At 64.8% G+C, this 16,037-nt stretch carries 17 protein-coding genes; 1 reads left to right on the top strand and 16 read right to left on the bottom strand.

The genetic code is table 11. From position 1 onward, the window contains the following. Window positions 1-166 precede the first annotated feature (166 nt). The 3 genes from GPA27_RS15100 to GPA27_RS15090 all read right to left on the bottom strand — a co-directional run bounded on the left by GPA27_RS15100 (window position 167) and on the right by GPA27_RS15090 (window position 2,298). On the bottom strand, window positions 167-994 hold the full coding sequence (locus GPA27_RS15100) for a DUF932 domain-containing protein (RefSeq protein ID WP_050417973.1): 828 nt from the start codon (window positions 992-994) through the stop codon (window positions 167-169). Window positions 995-1,083: 89 nt separating this feature from the next. After that, entirely contained in the window at window positions 1,084-1,689 is a 606-nt protein-coding gene (locus tag GPA27_RS15095; protein WP_050417974.1) for a DUF3275 family protein, read from the bottom strand. A gap of 54 nt (window positions 1,690-1,743) precedes the next feature. Next, the gene (locus GPA27_RS15090) at window positions 1,744-2,298 is read right to left on the bottom strand and encodes an STY4534 family ICE replication protein (protein WP_050417975.1); all 555 of its coding nucleotides are present in this window, start codon (window positions 2,296-2,298) and stop codon (window positions 1,744-1,746) included. A gap of 551 nt (window positions 2,299-2,849) precedes the next feature. On the opposite strand from GPA27_RS15090, the gene GPA27_RS15085 reads away from it, so the two are divergent. Continuing rightward, entirely contained in the window at window positions 2,850-3,308 is a 459-nt protein-coding gene (locus GPA27_RS15085; RefSeq protein ID WP_050417976.1) for an H-NS histone family protein, read from the top strand. An 80-nt stretch (window positions 3,309-3,388) separates the two neighbouring features. Here GPA27_RS15085 and GPA27_RS15080 read toward each other — a convergent pair whose 3' ends face one another. From GPA27_RS15080 to GPA27_RS15015, 13 genes are all read right to left on the bottom strand, one after another. After that, on the bottom strand, window positions 3,389-3,754 hold the full coding sequence (locus tag GPA27_RS15080) for a DUF3085 domain-containing protein (RefSeq protein WP_050417977.1): 366 nt from the start codon (window positions 3,752-3,754) through the stop codon (window positions 3,389-3,391). Between the two features lie 65 nt (window positions 3,755-3,819). Beyond that, window positions 3,820-4,173, bottom strand: coding sequence for a hypothetical protein (locus GPA27_RS29610; protein ID WP_444541840.1), 354 nt, complete (start codon window positions 4,171-4,173; stop codon window positions 3,820-3,822). Window positions 4,174-4,733: 560 nt separating this feature from the next. Beyond that, window positions 4,734-5,126 carry a hypothetical protein gene (locus GPA27_RS15070; RefSeq protein ID WP_050417978.1) on the bottom strand — a complete coding sequence of 131 codons (393 nt, stop codon included), beginning with the start codon at window positions 5,124-5,126 and terminating at the stop codon, window positions 4,734-4,736. Between the two features lie 1,065 nt (window positions 5,127-6,191). Next, window positions 6,192-8,207 (bottom strand): DNA topoisomerase III, encoded by a 2,016-nt coding sequence (locus GPA27_RS15060; protein WP_050417980.1) that lies wholly within the window; start codon window positions 8,205-8,207, stop codon window positions 6,192-6,194. Between the two features lie 285 nt (window positions 8,208-8,492). Next, entirely contained in the window at window positions 8,493-8,876 is a 384-nt protein-coding gene (locus GPA27_RS15055; RefSeq protein ID WP_050417981.1) for a single-stranded DNA-binding protein, read from the bottom strand. Further along, the gene (locus GPA27_RS15050; RefSeq protein ID WP_050417982.1) at window positions 8,873-9,421 is read right to left on the bottom strand and encodes a DUF3158 family protein; all 549 of its coding nucleotides are present in this window, start codon (window positions 9,419-9,421) and stop codon (window positions 8,873-8,875) included. Before GPA27_RS15050 ends, GPA27_RS15055 begins: the two co-directional genes overlap by 4 nt. Further along, the gene (locus GPA27_RS15045) at window positions 9,418-10,185 is read right to left on the bottom strand and encodes a PFL_4669 family integrating conjugative element protein (RefSeq protein ID WP_050417983.1); all 768 of its coding nucleotides are present in this window, start codon (window positions 10,183-10,185) and stop codon (window positions 9,418-9,420) included. The genes GPA27_RS15050 and GPA27_RS15045 overlap by 4 nt, the downstream gene beginning before the upstream one ends. A gap of 200 nt (window positions 10,186-10,385) precedes the next feature. Continuing rightward, window positions 10,386-11,138, bottom strand: a complete 753-nt coding sequence (locus GPA27_RS15040) for an OST-HTH/LOTUS domain-containing protein (protein ID WP_050417984.1) — start codon at window positions 11,136-11,138, stop codon at window positions 10,386-10,388. A gap of 283 nt (window positions 11,139-11,421) precedes the next feature. Further along, window positions 11,422-12,624 (bottom strand): STY4528 family pathogenicity island replication protein, encoded by a 1,203-nt coding sequence (locus tag GPA27_RS15035; protein WP_050417985.1) that lies wholly within the window; start codon window positions 12,622-12,624, stop codon window positions 11,422-11,424. Window positions 12,625-12,627: 3 nt separating this feature from the next. Beyond that, window positions 12,628-13,188, bottom strand: a complete 561-nt coding sequence (locus GPA27_RS15030; protein WP_050417986.1) for a DUF2857 domain-containing protein — start codon at window positions 13,186-13,188, stop codon at window positions 12,628-12,630. 15 nt (window positions 13,189-13,203) lie between these two features. Continuing rightward, entirely contained in the window at window positions 13,204-14,895 is a 1,692-nt protein-coding gene (locus GPA27_RS15025) for a ParB family protein (RefSeq protein WP_050418518.1), read from the bottom strand. Next, window positions 14,888-15,145: a hypothetical protein gene (locus tag GPA27_RS15020; protein ID WP_050417987.1), complete on the bottom strand. Its 258-nt coding sequence runs from the start codon at window positions 15,143-15,145 to the stop codon at window positions 14,888-14,890. The genes GPA27_RS15025 and GPA27_RS15020 overlap by 8 nt, the downstream gene beginning before the upstream one ends. Continuing rightward, on the bottom strand, window positions 15,129-16,007 hold the full coding sequence (locus tag GPA27_RS15015; RefSeq protein WP_050417988.1) for a ParA family protein: 879 nt from the start codon (window positions 16,005-16,007) through the stop codon (window positions 15,129-15,131). The genes GPA27_RS15020 and GPA27_RS15015 overlap by 17 nt, the downstream gene beginning before the upstream one ends. Window positions 16,008-16,037 lie beyond the last annotated feature (30 nt).

Below are 16,037 nucleotides of genomic sequence, written 5' to 3'. Positions count from 1 at the left end.
TACCTTATATGCCCTAAGTGCAAATATCATAACAAAACCAATGCGTGCAGGATGAACACTACGGCAACGGCCGTCACGGGTCGTCTTGAATTCTGATCTCACCTTGTAGGTCAGCACACATGGAAGAGAGCGGGCCACACCCATCAGGGCATGGTCCGCTTGAAGATCAGGCTTTCAATTGACGCAAGCCTTCCGCGAGCAGCCAGAGCGCCCGGTTGAGCCGGACGTTCTGGTCGATGCCCTGGACAGGCCGGGTGCGCTGCTGGCGCCCATTGGCGCTGCGGCCAGTCAGGCCGCCTTTGACGAGGTTCTCCTGGACCCGGTTGAACGTCGACCACAGGTCCGCATGGTTGTCGTCGAAGCGACGGGGACGCAGGATCTGGCTTTCCGTGATCGGCAGGGTCTTGCCAGGTTCGTCGTACTTGAGGACCAGGGCCGATCTCGCGAAGACCTCGGCCTCGCCATCGTCGAGCGTGATGGCACGCATGGCGTCGCGCGAGTCCTGCATCTGCTCGAAGCCATGCAGTACCTCGTAGGCGCCCTCGATCACATCGTCGGTGACGTTGCCCTTGTGAGGCACACGGACGTCGGCGAACGTGTCGCCGCACACCAGGCCGTTCTGGCAGACGAAGCGGAACATTCCGGCCAGCATCTGGTAGCTGCTGGTGCCATCGTGCGAGTTGAGCAGGATGATCTCGTTCGCCTCGGTGCCGTTGATCTGGCTCGCATGGCGAAGGCGCAGCATGTGCTTGGTATAGTCGCGGTGGTCCTCCTGGCGCACGCGAGTCTGGCACACCATGAAAGGCTGGAAGCCTTCCTTGCGCAGTTCAGCCAGCACAGCCGCCGTGGAGATGTAGCTGTACCGCTCGGAGCGGCTTTCGTGCGGGGTGTCCGCGAAGATGGAGGGCGCGACGGTGCGAATCTGGTCATCCGACAGTGGCTGATTCGACCGCAGCACCGGGGAACAACAAGCGAAACGGGATGCGAGTTGCATGACGATCTCCTTGAATAAGAGACCGGGGCCCCGCCCACCGGGGAGGAACCCCGGCGGTTGGTGGAACGCCGCTGACGCGGCGGTGGGAATCAGGCCTTGACGAGATGCCAGTCCTGGGACAACGGAGCGAACGCGTAGCCCAACACACCGAGACGGTCGCACTGCTGACGCAGGATGCGGCGATCGACGGTGGCGTCGAGTTTGACTACATCGCCCAGCGGCCAGAGCGAGCCGAACAGTGCAGCATCGTCGGCCGAAACCTCGGATGCCGCTGCGGCCGGCTCGCTGCCGAACGGCGTGGTGTCGACCAGGGGGTCGCGCGAGGAACGCGACTTCGACTTGGCAGTGGCCTTCATCGAGTCCGGTGCGGGCGCCTGCGTTTCCTCGTCGATCGGATCGACCTCCTGCGGACTCAGCCGGCGGGCTTCGTCGCGGCTCAAGGCGTCGATGTTGGACAACGTCATCCCGCCCAGGAGGGCGCGAATTTCAATGACCATGCGGCCGTTGGCGCTGTACGTAGAGGGGCGAATCTCAGCGATGACGAAATCGCCCTCGTACTTGCCTTCGGTGTACTGGTCGAGCTCGGCGTTCTTCACGACGAACTCGCCGATGGAGGTCGCGAGGCGGCCGACGTTGAAATCGCCGTTGCGACCGTGGATAGTCTTGATGGCCAGTTGGCCGGGGATGGTGATCATGAAGGTCTCCTGCTGACGATGAGAAGACAAGACCCCGGTAAGGGGCCTTGTGGATCAGAACGACTCGGCAACGGCCAATGCAGAAGCATCGGCAGAGTCGTCGTCAGCAGCATCCGCGGCCGGCTTGGAAGGCTCCGCTGCTGGGGCTTGCTGTGCGGCGGGCACGTCGGTCGTCACAGGGACTTCCGGAGTGCACTCGTCGGTCTCGGTCGGCTTGGACTCGGCCTTGTAGGCGAGCTTGCCGTCGACTTTGATCCAACTGACGAACAGCAGGCGGGCCTTGAGGCTCACCCCCTGCTCGCCGGCACGCTTCCCCTTGGAGTAGGTGAAGGTGTCGGTCCACAGGTCGCCCAGACGGAAGCCGATCATCACCTTCTTCTCGGCGTCGACCGCCTGGATGCAGCGGCGCACCAGGTGCTGCGCTTCCGAACCCGATACGCGCGTGTCGAAACGCACGTACGAGACGTCATCGCTGGGACCGTTCAGGGCCGCGATGTCGCAGGCCAGGAACGCATCGCCTTTCTTGGGCTTCACTTCGCGGATGCGATTCAGATACCCGAGGCCGGTGATGTGCAGATCGAAGTAGGACTTTTCGGTGGAAGTGGTCATGGCGGATCTCCTGAAGGACAAAGAGGCGGAGACACACCCGACCCAGGCGGGGAAGGTGTGGAAACCCCCGCGTGGGTTGATGGAACAGCTTGGTGGCATCACCATCGGAAACCGATGGGCGTTCGCGCGTGGATGCCGGTGCGAACTGGGATGATCAGCGCGGTCGGAACCGCGCCGTAGCCCTGAGGATCGTGGCTACCTGGGCATGTTGCTGACGGGAGTCAGCGAAACATGGTGAGAAGCGTGGCACCAACACGGCATCTACGCGAGCGGATATCGCGATTCGTCAATGTCCGCATTGGTGGAACTTCCGTCATCAAGCGTCCATGACACGGAGGATGGCGACATGTTTTTTCTGGGCTGGACTCGGCTCGAAGCGGTCGTTCCTGTTGCTTCGGGCTGAAAGGCTGCCGACGATTTATTCGAGCCATCCCACCCCGAAAGGCGCGCAATCGCAATTGCGGTCCGGCGTACAATCGGACGTGACAGCGAGCGGCACGGTCGCCGCGACGCGTCGTTATCCTCTTTGCCCCCGGAGAATTCACGTCGTCATGGATCTCAGCCAGTACACACTCCCTCAGCTTCAGCAGCTCCGCACGAAGATCGCCAAGGAAATCGACAAGCGCCAAACGTCGACTAAGAGCGACTTGCTGAAACGCCTCACGAAGATGGCAAAGGAACACGGCCTTTCCCTGACCGACGTCGTCAGCAGCGCCGCGCCGGCAGAGTCAAAGGCCAAGAGCGTCACCGCGAAAGCGCCAATTGCCCCCAAGGAGCCGCTGCCGGCGAAGTACCGGCACCCGAACAATAAGGATTTGGCATGGTCGGGCCGTGGCCGTCGGCCGCAGTGGGTGGACGCATGGTTAGCGCAGGGTGGCTCGCTGGATGGGTTGGAAATCGCTGCGCAGAAGATGGGGAAGAGGAAGGCCCGTGCCGCGGCGCCAGCGGCCGAAGCGAAGGCAGCCAAATTCGAGCAGCAAGCTGAGGCACCGGCCGCCGCTACCGAATGACAGCTTCGTCACTCAGGGCGCGCTCATTCAACCTCTGGCGATGAAACGCCCCCGGAGCGGGGGCTGGGAATGTGGGACCGTCAGTTGCCGTTCGGCGTTGAGGCCACGGCCTGCAGCGACAGGTGTGTCGGGGTGGCGGACACGTCGAGGTCGTTCGCGTTGTGCAGGATGAGCGCAAAGACACCGTCGTGCGGATCGAAGAACTCGCCGAAATCGTCGCCGCCAAACTCGGCGCGCGCCAGTTCCCACCAGTCATCGAACGCATTGACATCCGGATTGCAGCCGACAGCGTAGGCGATGAGCTTCTGGCACCCATCGGGCCTGCGCTCGCCACGCTCGGCGAGGAAATACACGCCCTGATCCTTGACCAGAACGACGCGACATTGGTTGACCACCGCTTCGAGGAGCACGGGCCGCAGCTCGGTACCTTTGAATCGAACAGACATGGATGGGACCTCCGGGGAAAGGAATGAAGGGCCCCCCGTCGAGAGGGCGGGAGGCCGTATGGCGGTCAGTGCTGAACGGACTTGTGGCCGGACAGGCATTGCACGCGGATGCGCCGCCAGTTCCCGTCGTCGATCAACCGTTCCAGGGTCTCGCCGAGAGCATCGAAGAACACCTCATCGACCCGTTCGACGAGCTCGCCGTCGCGGTGCAGTTCCAGCGCGTACAGATCGAGCCCGCGCTCGTACAGCACGGTGACGCGTCCCTGGAACTTCGCCGTGGCCACCGTGAAGCCAATGGCCGGCGGCGTCGCGATGATGTCCTCGGGCAGCGGGTCGACCCAGGTGAAGTCCCGCGCGCCGGCATCCACCAGCAGGTGGGTGATGCGCCGGAAGCCGTCGGGAGCGGGAAACTGCTCCATCTGCTGGATCAGCTAGCTCGGGGCAACGGGGCTCGGGGATAGGCAGCTTCGCCGGCGCGGAACCGAGCACGAGCGTCTTCACCGTGTAGGGCTGGCCGTCGGCGGTGAACTCGATGCGTTCCGCGGGCGTATCCGCGCGCTGCCCGTCGAAGCGGCGTCGGGCGTAGGGTTCGACGTGCACCTTGGTGCCTTCGTCAGGCACCTCGGTCACGAGCGCCCGGTCGAGCACCGCGAACTCGCCCCGCCCCGTCTTGACGATGACGGCCTCATCGGTGGTGGCGATGACCTTGCCCTCGAACGGCTTGGGATCGATGTGGAAGCCCAGTGTCGAAACCTTGGGCTGGCCGTCGAAGATGTTGAACTTGAAGGTGCGCACGTTGGAAGGTACGTGGCCGCGAACGAGCAACGGCATTTGTGCGCAGATGGATTGGGTGTCCATGGGAGACTTCCTTGTGGCAACCAAGGGACTCCCGCCCGCAAGGGAGGTATGTCCCTTGAGGGTAAGGCGGATAGACGCGGCATGCGTCCGACGGAAGAGACGACCAGGGCGGTGAACGGGCTCACCAACCGCTGTAGTTCAGCACCAGATCGGCAATGATTTGGCGGCGCTCCAGATCGAGACCTCCCAGATCGGAAAGCCCCTCGAATCCGCAACGCTTGAGCATCGCGCCACCCTCGCGGGCGTTGTAGAAGCTCACCATTGCGGACAGGAACATGCGCTGGCCGCCGCTGAGGACGTCAAGGGCGTCGTTGAGCATCAGCACCTTGGGGCGCAGATCCCACTTGCTTGTGGCGCGCTGCAGGCCTTCGGGCGTGCCGTCGCCGAACCATTCGGCACCGGCAATTTCCGCACCGCGTTTCCATGCTTCGAAAAATGCCTGCGGTGCCTCGGCGAAATGCCGTTCTTCCGCGGCGATCTGATCAAGTACGTCTTGGGGCAAAGACCGGTTCATGAAATGGCTCCTGGTGAGTGGAAGTCAGGGGTGGAGGCGTTGCTGCCAGCGGCCTGTTGCCAGGGCGTGCTCGGCGGCGTACTGCGAGCGGAAGTACTCGACGGACTCTCGGGACACCGGGCCGTCTTCGTCGGCGGTGCCGATGTAGTGGCCGGCGGCGCTGTGGCGCACCTGCAGAGGCAGGCGCTTGCCCGTGTGGCCAGGGCCAGATAGCCAATGGCTTCGGCACGGGCCTGTGCAGCAATCAGTGGCGTCGATGTGAATGCAAGAGACATGGGGCTCTCCTGGTTGAAAGACCGGGAGCCCTACCCCCAAGACGGGAGCGGATACCTCCCGAGGGGTTGAAGGAAGAAGCATCGGCGTCGGGAATAAGCTCATCCGCGGTGGGCGATGCGAAGCGGACTGGTTCGATCCACGCGGCGAATCGCGTTGCAGCCTTGAAGATCGGAGCTGCCAGGGTATGGTGCTGACGACCGTCAGCAGCGCATGACCGCAGGATGGACGCGACGCATCGCTGGCGTCTTTGGGGAATGCGCATTGCACAAGGGCCGCTTTGAGGCAGCGCGACACCGATCAGGATCAAATAAAGACCAACAGGCCGAAGGCCCTTGAGCCTTCAGCCGGAGAAGAGAGAAACCACCTGTGGGCTGTGGCAGTCCCGGCCGTCGTCAAAGCCGCTCGCTGCGTCAGCAATCGCACCCGACCCGTGTCGTGGCTGGGGTCGACATCCTTCGGCACACATCCGCGCACAAAGGGAGCCCGTTGTTCCACCGGCGGGCACCGGCACCGAATACCGTCGACCCGAGGGGTCTCCTGACGGCTCGCCACAGCACAGGTCAGCCAGACGTCAGGAGACCGCTCGTCATCGACGGAAGCATCTCGATCAACGGAGTCGCGGCAGACGCGATTCGCAGAGGAACCGCCTTCTCGTCTCGCTGACCCGTCGCGGGGCAGAGAGACGCGCACACCGTTGCAGAAGGAGGCGTGTGCTGGGGAATCCCGCGGGGTGCGGGAAGTCGGCCCCGCCGTTCGGAACGGTCGGCGTGGCGAGGGGATTCGTCGGCGTCAGGATGCCTTGCGGGAAGCCCGCTGCTTGCGCGGCGCTTCGCGCTTGCCAGTCGAAGTGTCGACCGGCAGCGTTCCCTTGCAGTCCGGGTAGCGGTTGCACGACCAGAAGGCACCGCTCTTGCCCGTGCGCTGGCGCATCTGCGCGCCGCACTGGGGGCAGGACGGAGATGGTGGCAGCTTGATGGCGAGCGTCACACCGCGGTACTGCTGCACGAGCTGGGCCATCCAGGCGGATTGCTTGGCGATGAAGGTATCCAGCGTCATCTGGCCGGCCTCGATCATGTCCAACGCCTGCTCCCAGACCGCCGTCGTGCCCGGATCGGCAATGGCGGCCGGCACGGTGTCGATCAAAGTGAAGGCGGCATCCGAGGCACGGATGGCACGGCCCTTCTTCAGCAGATAGTCGCGCCCAAGCAGGCCGCTGATGATGTTGGCGCGCGTGGCTTCGGTGCCGATGCCTGTCGTGTCCTTGAGCTTCTGCTTCTGGCGCGGGTCGGTGACGAGCCTGGCGACGCCCTTCATGGCCTTGACCAGTTCGCCCTGCGTGTAGGGCTTGGGCGGCAAGGTCTTCAGCGCCTTCAGATCGACATGGCCGACCTGGCAGGACAATCCTGCTTGCAGTGCCGGTAGCACCTGGCTGCGCTGGGCGTCGTCGCCATCCGCATCGCCTTCCTCCTGCGCCGACAGTACCTGGCGCCACCCGGCCACAGCGATCTGCTTGCCCACGGCATGCAGCGACTGCCCGCCGCACGCGAACTGCGCCACCGTCCGGTCGAACTCGTGGTGGGGCAGGAACTGCGCCAGGTAATGCGCGCGGATCAGTCGGTAGACGGCCAGTTCCTTGTCGTTCATCGCCGAGAGGTTGGCCGGTTCCAGCGTCGGGATGATGCCGTGGTGCGCCGTGACCTTGCTGTCGTTCCAGGCGCGCGAGCGCTGAGCCGGGTCCAGGCGGTCGATCAAGGGGCGCAGGCCGGGATCGGTCTTGACCAGGCTGTCGAGAACGGTCGGCACCTCGGCCAGCATGCTCTCGGGCAGGTAGCCGGAATCCGAGCGTGGATAGGTCGTCGCCTTGTGCGTCTCGTACAGCGCCTGGGCGATGTCCAGGGTTTCCTGCACTTCCAGGCCCAACTGCTTGGAACACACCTCCTGCAGCGTGCCCAGGTCGAACGGCAGCGGCGGACCTTCGCGCACGCGCTCCGTCTCGACCGACACCACCTGGGCGCTGCCGGCGGCGCGCATGCGGTCTGCGGCCTGCTGGGCGACCGGCTGTTGCAAGCAACGGCCAGCATTGTCCATACACCCCTGCGACGGCGTCCAACTTGCGATGAAGGATTGGCCGGCATGGGACAGCGTGATGTCGATCGCCCAGAACGGCACCGAGACGAAGCTCGCAATCTCGCGGTCGCGATCCACCACCAGCTTCAGTGTTGGCGTCTGCACCCGGCCCACCGACAGCACACCGGTGTAGCCAGCCTGCCGTCCCAGCAGGGTGAACAGCCGGCTCAGGTTCATGCCGATCAGCCAGTCGGCACGCGAACGGGCCAGGGCCGAGTAGTACAGCGGCAGCGTCTCGGCCGACGGCTTCAGCGCGCCCAGTGCCTTGCGGATCGACGCATCGTTGAGCGCTGACAGCCACAGCCGCTGGATCGGCCCGCGGTAGCCGCACAACTCGATGATCTCGCGGGCAATCATCTCGCCTTCGCGGTCGGCGTCGGTGGCGATCACCAGCTCGCTGGCTTGACCGACGAGCTGCGTGACGATCTTGAACTGCGTGGCGGTCGCAGCCTTGGGCTCGACACGCCAGCGCTCGGGAAGGATGGGCAGTTGCTCGAGAGTCCAGCGCTTGTAGCGCTCGTCATAGCCCTCGGGCGGAACCGCTTCGACCAGATGACCGATGCACCAGGTCACCACGACACCCGCGCCGCTGTAGCAGCCGGAACCACGCTGGCCAGCCCCCAGCACACGGGCGATGTCCTTGCCTTGCGAAGGCTTCTCGCACAGGAACACGCGCATGCTGAAGCCTCCTCGGGAATGTGCGGTTCATCAGATGGACGACAGCATGGCTGGGCCAGGTGAGACCGGCCGCAAGGAAGCCGGACGGCATGGACACCGATTTGTGATCGGCTGGGGAATCGCTGCCGCGGCCGTATGCACGGATCGCGGCGGTATGAGAGGCGGGAGATTGGTGTCGGGAGGGCGACTGGAACTCGGTGGACCGCAGTGGAACTATCCCCAGGGGATAGCCCGCTGGTGCATGGCGGGCGTCTGACGGTTGCTACAGCCGCCCGCGATGATCGGCTACTGGCCCCCGGCCGGTTTGGCGCCGAGCATCACCGTCTCGATGCGATACGGCAGGATGCCGACGCGCCGGGCTTCGATCTTGAAGGTGACGCGCTCGTTCTCGTCGGCGTCCTCCCATTCGTCGCGCACGGTACGGCCTTCGACCAGAACGCGCATGCCTTTCTGGTACAGCGACTGCCAGTGCTCGGCATCGCGGTGCCACAGCTCCACCGGCGCCCAGAAGCCGCCGCGGTCCTCGTACTCGCCATCCCTCTTCGGGATCGGATTGTCGAAATAGACGTTCAGCCGCAGCAGCCTGCGCGGTTCGTCATTGCCGTTGGGGAATTCGCGGTAGTCCGGCGCAGAACCGATGTTGCCCTCGCCGACGAAGTGCGTGCTCATGGTGACTCCTTGGGGGTGGAGGGAATGGATGCGACATGCCCATGGGCACGCCGCAGATACGTCGCCTCGGCCCGCGCCATCCTGCTGGCGCATTCCAGGGCGTGGCGGGCGATGCTGTGGGTCAGGCTGATCTGCATGTTCAGCGCGATGCGCTGCAGTTCGATCGCATACAGGTCGTCGATCAGCGAAGCCGATGTCGCGGGGCGCGCAAGCAGCGCCTCCCACAAGGCCACGCCCATGGCCGAGCGGTCGAGGTTGCGCCAGCGCAGGAAGGTCGTCCCTGCGCCAGTCGCCTGCTGGGCCAGGTGCACATCGAGCACGCTGAAAGGATAGGCCCGCGCCTGCGGTAGCACCTGCCGTTGTGCCAGGGCGATCAACTCGTCGCGCAGCGCCATGCACTGGCTGGCCCAAGTCTCCAGACTCCCCTTACCTTTAAAAGGCTGTAAAAGGCCTTTTAGGTAGCCGGCGTGTTCCAGCCGCTGGAAGTCCGCCTGTCCCAGCGGAATGAAGCGCGCCGGACGGCCGGAAGAAGAAGGTGCCGTCATGCCTTGGCGTCCTCGTCTTGCGCCGTGGTGTCGGCTGCGCCATCGGTGAGGCCTGGCTCCGATGCGTCAGCGGACGGTACCTCGGGCCGGTTTCCCCGTCGCGCGATGGGTGGCGCAAAGCGCGAACGGCGCGTGCCTTCGAGCACGTCCTGCGGCAACTCGCCAAACTTCTCCTGTGCCGCCCGCGCCGCGGCGCTCTTCGCCGCGAAGTCGTCGCGCGTCGTGCCGGAGTAACGGTACTGCTGTGCCAGGGCGAACAAGCTGCGCAGTGCATGCGCACCGTCGTTGAGCCAGCGCTCCAGCGTGCTGCGGTCGATCAGCGCGGTGTGGTGCGCCAGGATCAGCTTGCGCGCCAGATCGTCGTAGTCGGCCAACAGGTATACCGCCATGAAACCGAGCTGCGCATTCACAAACAGCGGCAGCTTGACCGGCTGCACGTTCATGTTCTCACCCAGGGACAGCGCTGGCGGCACGTCGGACAGGGCTTGCTCCACCTGTTCGCGCAAGGTCTGCAAGCGGGTCTTCGTATCGGCCAGCTTGTCCTCGATGCGCAGCATCCACCAGTCCGAGTAGGGATCGTCCTGCTCGGCGCCGCGCTTCATCTTGTTCATCACGCTGAGGTAGCCGTTGAGGCCGATGATGCCGGGGCGCCCCTCGGTCGGTGCGCGACCGTGCCAAATACGAGAGGCATGATGCGTATGCATCGTCAGCGACATCGCGCTGCGCAGCGATCCGAGATTCAGTTGCAGGGGTTCGTTGGCCATGGAGACGACTCGCGGGGAATGAATGTGTCGCCAGCATCGGCATCAGGCGGAAGGCTGTCAGTCATCAAACCGCCGCCGGTGTCCGCCCGGTTTGCCTGATGCGGAAGGCCGCCTGTGCCGGCTATCCCCTGGGGATAACGCGGAAGGCAAAGCAAGGCATGAGCTGCTGGCACAGCGTCATGCAATGTCGTCGCGTAAGGCTATGTCTCTCGTGCCCTGAACCAAGCGGCACGCCGACCATCCACATCGCGGTAGCGAAGCTCGAACAGGCGGGACTCATGCACCACCTGGCGCCAACTGCTGCATCCATATTTGGCGGGCAGTTGCTCGGGATGCCGTTCGGAAATCCACCGTCCGGCCGCGGCGACGGGCGTCCATCCCTCGACGGCCAGTTCCCCGGCCGCCTCGCGCAATGCGCGAACGATGCCGGCCGCCGGCCAATCCACCGTTCCGTCCGGTGCAATGCCGTTGACCACCAGGTCGTGAAACACATCCGACTGGACGAACTCCGCCGCCAGGCTGCGCGCCTGATCCATGTGTTCGGCCCAACCACGCAGTTGCTCGAAATGCTGATCGATGCGGGTGTAGGCGGTGGTCAGCGCATCGTGCGCGGTGTGGCACCCCTTGATTGTCCAGAGGTCGTGCTGGTCGATGAAGTGGTGTACCAGGGCATTGCGCAGCGACACCAGATCCTTGAGGTCGGCCTGCGTCCTGACGTAGTCCTCCGCAGACAGGCTCAGTTGCACCCGCGTGCGAAATGAAATCACGTCGGCGGACAGGTCCGGGCCCTTCTCGCTGACGTCACCGCCCTCCGTGACGACATACGATCCGAACAATTGACCTACCAGCGTACCCAAGGTCTTGGTCGCCGTGTCCTCGATGCGCTCCGCACGAATGGCCTCCAGTGAATGCGCAGGCCCCGAAATGTCATGATGGGCCACGATGGCCTTCATCAGGCGTTCGTATTGCTGAAGGCGCAACACGCAGCGGCCCAGCAGGCGCTGAACTTCTCGCTGCTGTGCCTGAAGTTCGTCATCGCTCGCGGGGCGGTGGGCTCCGGGGTGCAGCAATCCTGAGTCCAGACCATGCGGGTCGGAAGCCGTCGAAGGTATTGCTTCAGAGATCAGGTTCATTTGTGCCATCAGGCAGCAGTTTCGCCCATGGGACAACAGGGAGCAATCAAGAACGGAAGGAAGGCAGCCTGTGCCGGCTATCCCCCGGGGATAGCCCAGTCGATCAGGGATCGCGCATCATCGACCGCAACTGCGCCAGGTAAGCGCGCGCCATCTCACGGTCGGGGCCATTGGACGCAGCAGGTGACGACGGCGCAGGAGCCGTGGCTCGAGGCGGTGGCGGCACTGGGCTGCCTTCGCCCGCCCAGGCCTTGAACTCCCCGCGAATCGCCTTCTGGATGATGCCGAATAGGTAGCCAGCCGGATTGCGCACCGTGCCGCCGCGGCAGCGCGCCGCCCACTCGTCGAGCACCGCCTGCCGCTGGGCTTCGTCCACCTGCTGCAGAGCGATCAATGCACCTGCCTGCTGCTCGTCCTTCAAATTCAGGAAGCGCTCAGGCAGGCGCAGGTTCTGCAAGGCCTTCGCGCGCGGTATTGTACATACTTCATTTATACGATCCTTACGTACGGTACGGTCTTCCTTCGGATTCCGAAGAGAGCCGTCCGGCGCGGGTTTTGGTCCTGCTCCGGATTCCGAAGACGGGTGTTCTGCATTCCGAAGCAAGCCCTCCCTGCCTCCTTCGGAATCGTGATCGGTGCCATCCTGTGGATAAGTCTCTGGCATCCAGCCATGCCGGACCATGCGCTGCGCGAGCACCTGCAGGCGTGTCGGCAGCATGCGACCGCTGAGCAACGGGTCTTCGGCGATTTCCTTCAGCGTGTGTATGCCGACGATCTGCACCGCCTTGGCGGCATGGGTGAGGGCCTGGCTCACCAGACCCAAGTAGTCGGGGTCGAGTTGCATCGCCTCGAAAGGCGTCAGCGGTTCGTCGTGCAGAACATAGAGGTTGCCCAGGATGCGGCCGGTCTTCGGATCGCGCCGTCGCCGCACCAGACTCAACCAGCGCGTCAGCCGCAGCAGCGTCAGGGCACGCGCGACGGTTTCGTGCGATGCCAGCGCCGCGCACGGCATCGACGCCAGGTAGGGCCGCAGCTGGTCGTAGGTCGGGAACGCGGTCACGCCGTCGTCGTTGAGCTGCAGGCGGAACACCTGCCAAGCGTTGCGCTCCAGCGGCGTCAGGCGCCGGTCGAGAAACAGCGCCCGCGGCACGCTCTCGTGGCGGTTGCCGCTGTAGAGGAATCCATCGGCGGCGGGCGCCGAGGCTTGGCTTGATCGTGGGTCCGGTGCCAGCTCGCGCAGCGCATCGTCGAACAACGCCGACAGCACCAAGGGACCATCGCGCCGTGGCGCGCCGCCCGTGGCCATGGACTACACGACTCCCTGGTCGATCCAGTTCCGAATCGCCGCCCAGATCACCGACATCGGCAGCATCAGGGTTTCGGCGAGGTCCATGGTCAGCGCCAGCATCGCCACGTCGTCGTCCAGCGCGATGTGACGCTCGGTGATACCGGCCTTCCAGTGCTCCCACAAGGCAGCGTCCTGCACCTCGTCCAGCACCGGATGCCGCCCCTTGCGCTTGGGCAACCCGAGGATGTCGCGCCGTAGGGCGACTTCCTGATGCGTGAGGCCGTAGAAGCGGCTCACCATCTCCGTGCTCGCACCCAGGCGCAGCATGCGATCCACCGTGGCGATTTCCTGCTCCACGTCATGCACCTGGTTCAGCAGCCGTTTCAGCACCTCGCGGTTGACCGAGACCGAGCACCACGACACCGTGGCGTTGACCAGCACGCTGACCAGCGCCGGATGCTTGAGCGCATCCAGTTCCTCGTCGCCAAAGCCCATCGCCTTGCAGCGACGCAGTTGGCCGTTGCGCAGATCGTGCAGCGCCTGGGCGATGACGGCCTGGTTGAGCGGATGGGGTGACGACATGGTGGCCTCCCACGCTCAGGGTTTGTGGCTCGGGGCGACGGATGCCACACCGGTCTCCAGGTCCAGCAGGCGACGCGCCAGGCGCAGCAGCCGGAACAGCTTCACCAGGCCGGCGTCGCTCAGGCGCATGGACGTTCCGCCGCCGCGCAGCAGCGGCGCCAGGTCGTTGGCCAATCGCTCACGATCCAGGCCCGGCGCAGGTACCCGCGCCGCGCTCAGCGCATGCAGCAGCGTCAGCACGGCACGAGCGAAGGCCGGAAAGTCCTTTGTCTGGCAAATGGCAGTAGTCGCACAGATAAAGCCGATGCCGCTCTCACTGGGCTCGATGTGCTCGGCGACCGCAGCCTCCTCGGCGATCTCGCGAGCGAACTGTGCGATATGCACCCGGAGCCGGTCCGGCCCATCCAGTCCGGGCTCGATGTACCAGACATCTGAAATCGGGTAGAGCCCGCCGACCTGTACAGGAATCGCACGCAAGGCATCGGTCTCGAAATCGGGCAGCTTGTCGCCCATCTGATCCGCCACCAGGCGCTGAATGGATTGCAGGCGTTCAGTGGTCAGCGCCGGAGACACGATGTGTCCCTGCAGACGCTCCGCATCGCGATCGGCCGGTTCTGGTGCGGCGCCTACTCCCTCACCTTGCTCATTGCCAAGCGCGAGCGCCGTAGCAGTCTGTGTCGGGGGAAGCTCGGCAACGGGTCCAGCCGGTGCGCCAGCCTGCTGAGCAGGTGTCGCCGCCGGAGGTGGCGATGCAGGCCTCGGCGTCGCGGGCACGATGGGTGCCGCCGGGCTCACAGGCGCCGGCTCGCGGGTCAAGGCCCGATGGCGGATTTCGCTGTCGTCGATCTCCAGGCTCAGCGTGTCATAGTCCGCTTCCAGGAAGTCGGCCATCTGACCCACCAGTTCGTCCTGCACCCGCTGGAACGAGAAGTCATCCGGCTGCGAGTCGAACTGCGACAGCACATCCTGGAACAGCGTGGCGAAGTCCACGGCGAGGTGACGGCCCAGCGCTCTCCGTTCCCAGGTGCGCTCGCACGCCTTGCGCAGCACCGCGAGCCGTTCCACCTGATGCCGGCCCAGCCCGCCGTACAGCACTGTCGGAATCGCCGGCAGCAGGTAGCGCACCGAATCCTGCATGCGACTGATGTGGGACTGCTGCACCGGATAGCCATCGCCCGTCAGGCGCCGCGCCAGCTCGGACTGAGTCAGCGTGCTGCCGGTTTCCTGTTCGTAGAACTCGCGCGCCTTCTCCACCCCCAGGGCGCGCTCGATGAATGTCAGGCCGCCGCGCAGCTCGTTTTCGGCGAGGTGGCCCGTCAAGGCGACGATTTCGCCCCGTTCTGGCCAGGGGCGGAACAGGCAGGAAATGCGGAAGAACCGTTCCTGCTTGGTCTCGGTCCACAGCTCGCGAAGAATGGCCAGTCGCGTATTGCCGCCATTGCGAATGATGAAGTGTTCTTCGCCGGGCCTGCGTGTGATCGCCGGTGAAGCATCCAGCCCGCGCTCACGGATGGACGCCTTGATTTCCTCGTACGCCGGATTGCGCTTGACGCGAGGGTCGTGGTCATAGGGGCGCAACTGGTCCAGCGTTACGATCATCGGCGTATCGGCGATGGGGTCGCTCAAGACCGTTACCGTCGGACCGCTCCGCTCGAAGCCGGAGGCCATCAGCTTGGCGGCCATGTCCTGCGGGGTCAGATCAGCCAAGGCCATTCTCCTGGGCCGGTATCCGGCTGATGGCTGCCTCCCGATCGGCACGACGAAGCTGCGCGCGAGCATTGAGCCCGGCACGATGGTCGCTCGCCGTCGAACTGGTGTAGATCGATGCGCGACCTGGCTTGGTGAACTTCAAGTGGCCGCCTGGCGTGCGCACCACATGCCAACCTTCACCCAGGGCAAAGTCGATCAGCGCCCGCAGCCGCTTGTGGCCGCGCGCCAGGTCATGCGCGTTCGCCATCGCCCTCGCTCCTTGTCACGCCTCTCGCATCGGATCGGCCGGTCACCTGCGCAAAGCGTTCCCGCCACTGCGGAAACAGCTCGCCGGAAAGGGCGCGCATCGTCGTCAGCGCCGAAGGCGCGACACGACCGGCGGGCTGGCGGTGCTCGACCTGATGCACCGGCAGGCCTCGTGTCGCCGCACGCGGATAGGCTTCAATGGCTGGTACGTCGGTGTCCAGCACCTGCACGCCTGCCTGTCCTTGGAACATCTGCCGCAGCGTCTGCTGAATCAGCCGGGCATTCGACGAGACCGGGTGTACCCGGTTGATGAGCAGGTGCAGCGGTGGAGGCTCGATGCCGAGGAGCCGGTACGGCCCGATGTCCTCGATCAGTTGCAGCGTGCCGCGCCGCAACTCACGTGCCGCCAGAATCTCCGGCGTCACCGGCGACAGCGCCATGTTCGAGGCCAACACCGCCATTTCCAGCAGCACGCTGCGAGCGCCCTGTGTGTCGATCAGCACCAGGTCATAGAACGGCGCCAGCGCGGGTAGCAGGTGTCGGAGCCGCAGGCGCCCGTCCGGCGCATGCAGCAGCAGCGTGTTCAGTTCTCCGCGATCGTCGTTCGACAGCACCAGGTCCAGTCCGGCAATCGCAGTGCGCGACACCAGTTGATCGATGCGACGCTCGTTGAACGCCAGCAACTCGTAGATGCCGGCGGGCGCACGCGCGCTCAGCGCGAAGTAACTCGACAGCGTAGGTTGCACGTCCAGATCGAGCAGCAGTACGCGCAGCCCTGCGTCGGCGACAAAGGCGCCCAGGTTTGCTGCCGTTGTCGTCTTGCCCACGCCGCCTTTGGTCGAAATGATCGAGATGACCAGCATCGTCAGGCTCCTCGTCGCGTTGTCGGAGTA

It is taken from the genome of Aromatoleum toluolicum, from assembly GCF_012911005.2.
Taxonomy (GTDB): domain Bacteria; phylum Pseudomonadota; class Gammaproteobacteria; order Burkholderiales; family Rhodocyclaceae; genus Aromatoleum; species Aromatoleum toluolicum.
Note: the sequence above shows the minus strand (reverse complement) of the source record. Positions and strands in the feature narration are given on the sequence as shown.

Excerpts from the sequence above, each read along its gene's own strand:
- GPA27_RS15100 (WP_050417973.1), bottom strand. The coding sequence starts at position 994 with ATGCAACTCGCATCCCGTTTCGCTTGTTGTTCCCCGGTGCTGCGGTCG.
- GPA27_RS15095 (WP_050417974.1), bottom strand. The coding sequence starts at position 1,689 with ATGATCACCATCCCCGGCCAACTGGCCATCAAGACTATCCACGGTCGC.
- GPA27_RS15090 (WP_050417975.1), bottom strand. The coding sequence starts at position 2,298 with ATGACCACTTCCACCGAAAAGTCCTACTTCGATCTGCACATCACCGGC.
- GPA27_RS15085 (WP_050417976.1), top strand. The coding sequence starts at position 2,850 with ATGGATCTCAGCCAGTACACACTCCCTCAGCTTCAGCAGCTCCGCACG.
- GPA27_RS15080 (WP_050417977.1), bottom strand. The coding sequence starts at position 3,754 with ATGTCTGTTCGATTCAAAGGTACCGAGCTGCGGCCCGTGCTCCTCGAA.
- GPA27_RS29610 (WP_444541840.1), bottom strand. The coding sequence starts at position 4,173 with ATGGAGCAGTTTCCCGCTCCCGACGGCTTCCGGCGCATCACCCACCTG.
- GPA27_RS15070 (WP_050417978.1), bottom strand. The coding sequence starts at position 5,126 with ATGAACCGGTCTTTGCCCCAAGACGTACTTGATCAGATCGCCGCGGAA.
- GPA27_RS15060 (WP_050417980.1), bottom strand. The coding sequence starts at position 8,207 with ATGCGCGTGTTCCTGTGCGAGAAGCCTTCGCAAGGCAAGGACATCGCC.
- GPA27_RS15055 (WP_050417981.1), bottom strand. The coding sequence starts at position 8,876 with ATGAGCACGCACTTCGTCGGCGAGGGCAACATCGGTTCTGCGCCGGAC.
- GPA27_RS15050 (WP_050417982.1), bottom strand. The coding sequence starts at position 9,421 with ATGACGGCACCTTCTTCTTCCGGCCGTCCGGCGCGCTTCATTCCGCTG.
- GPA27_RS15045 (WP_050417983.1), bottom strand. The coding sequence starts at position 10,185 with ATGGCCAACGAACCCCTGCAACTGAATCTCGGATCGCTGCGCAGCGCG.
- GPA27_RS15040 (WP_050417984.1), bottom strand. The coding sequence starts at position 11,138 with ATGAAGGCCATCGTGGCCCATCATGACATTTCGGGGCCTGCGCATTCA.
- GPA27_RS15035 (WP_050417985.1), bottom strand. The coding sequence starts at position 12,624 with ATGGCCACGGGCGGCGCGCCACGGCGCGATGGTCCCTTGGTGCTGTCG.
- GPA27_RS15030 (WP_050417986.1), bottom strand. The coding sequence starts at position 13,188 with ATGTCGTCACCCCATCCGCTCAACCAGGCCGTCATCGCCCAGGCGCTG.
- GPA27_RS15020 (WP_050417987.1), bottom strand. The coding sequence starts at position 15,145 with ATGGCGAACGCGCATGACCTGGCGCGCGGCCACAAGCGGCTGCGGGCG.
- GPA27_RS15015 (WP_050417988.1), bottom strand. The coding sequence starts at position 16,007 with ATGCTGGTCATCTCGATCATTTCGACCAAAGGCGGCGTGGGCAAGACG.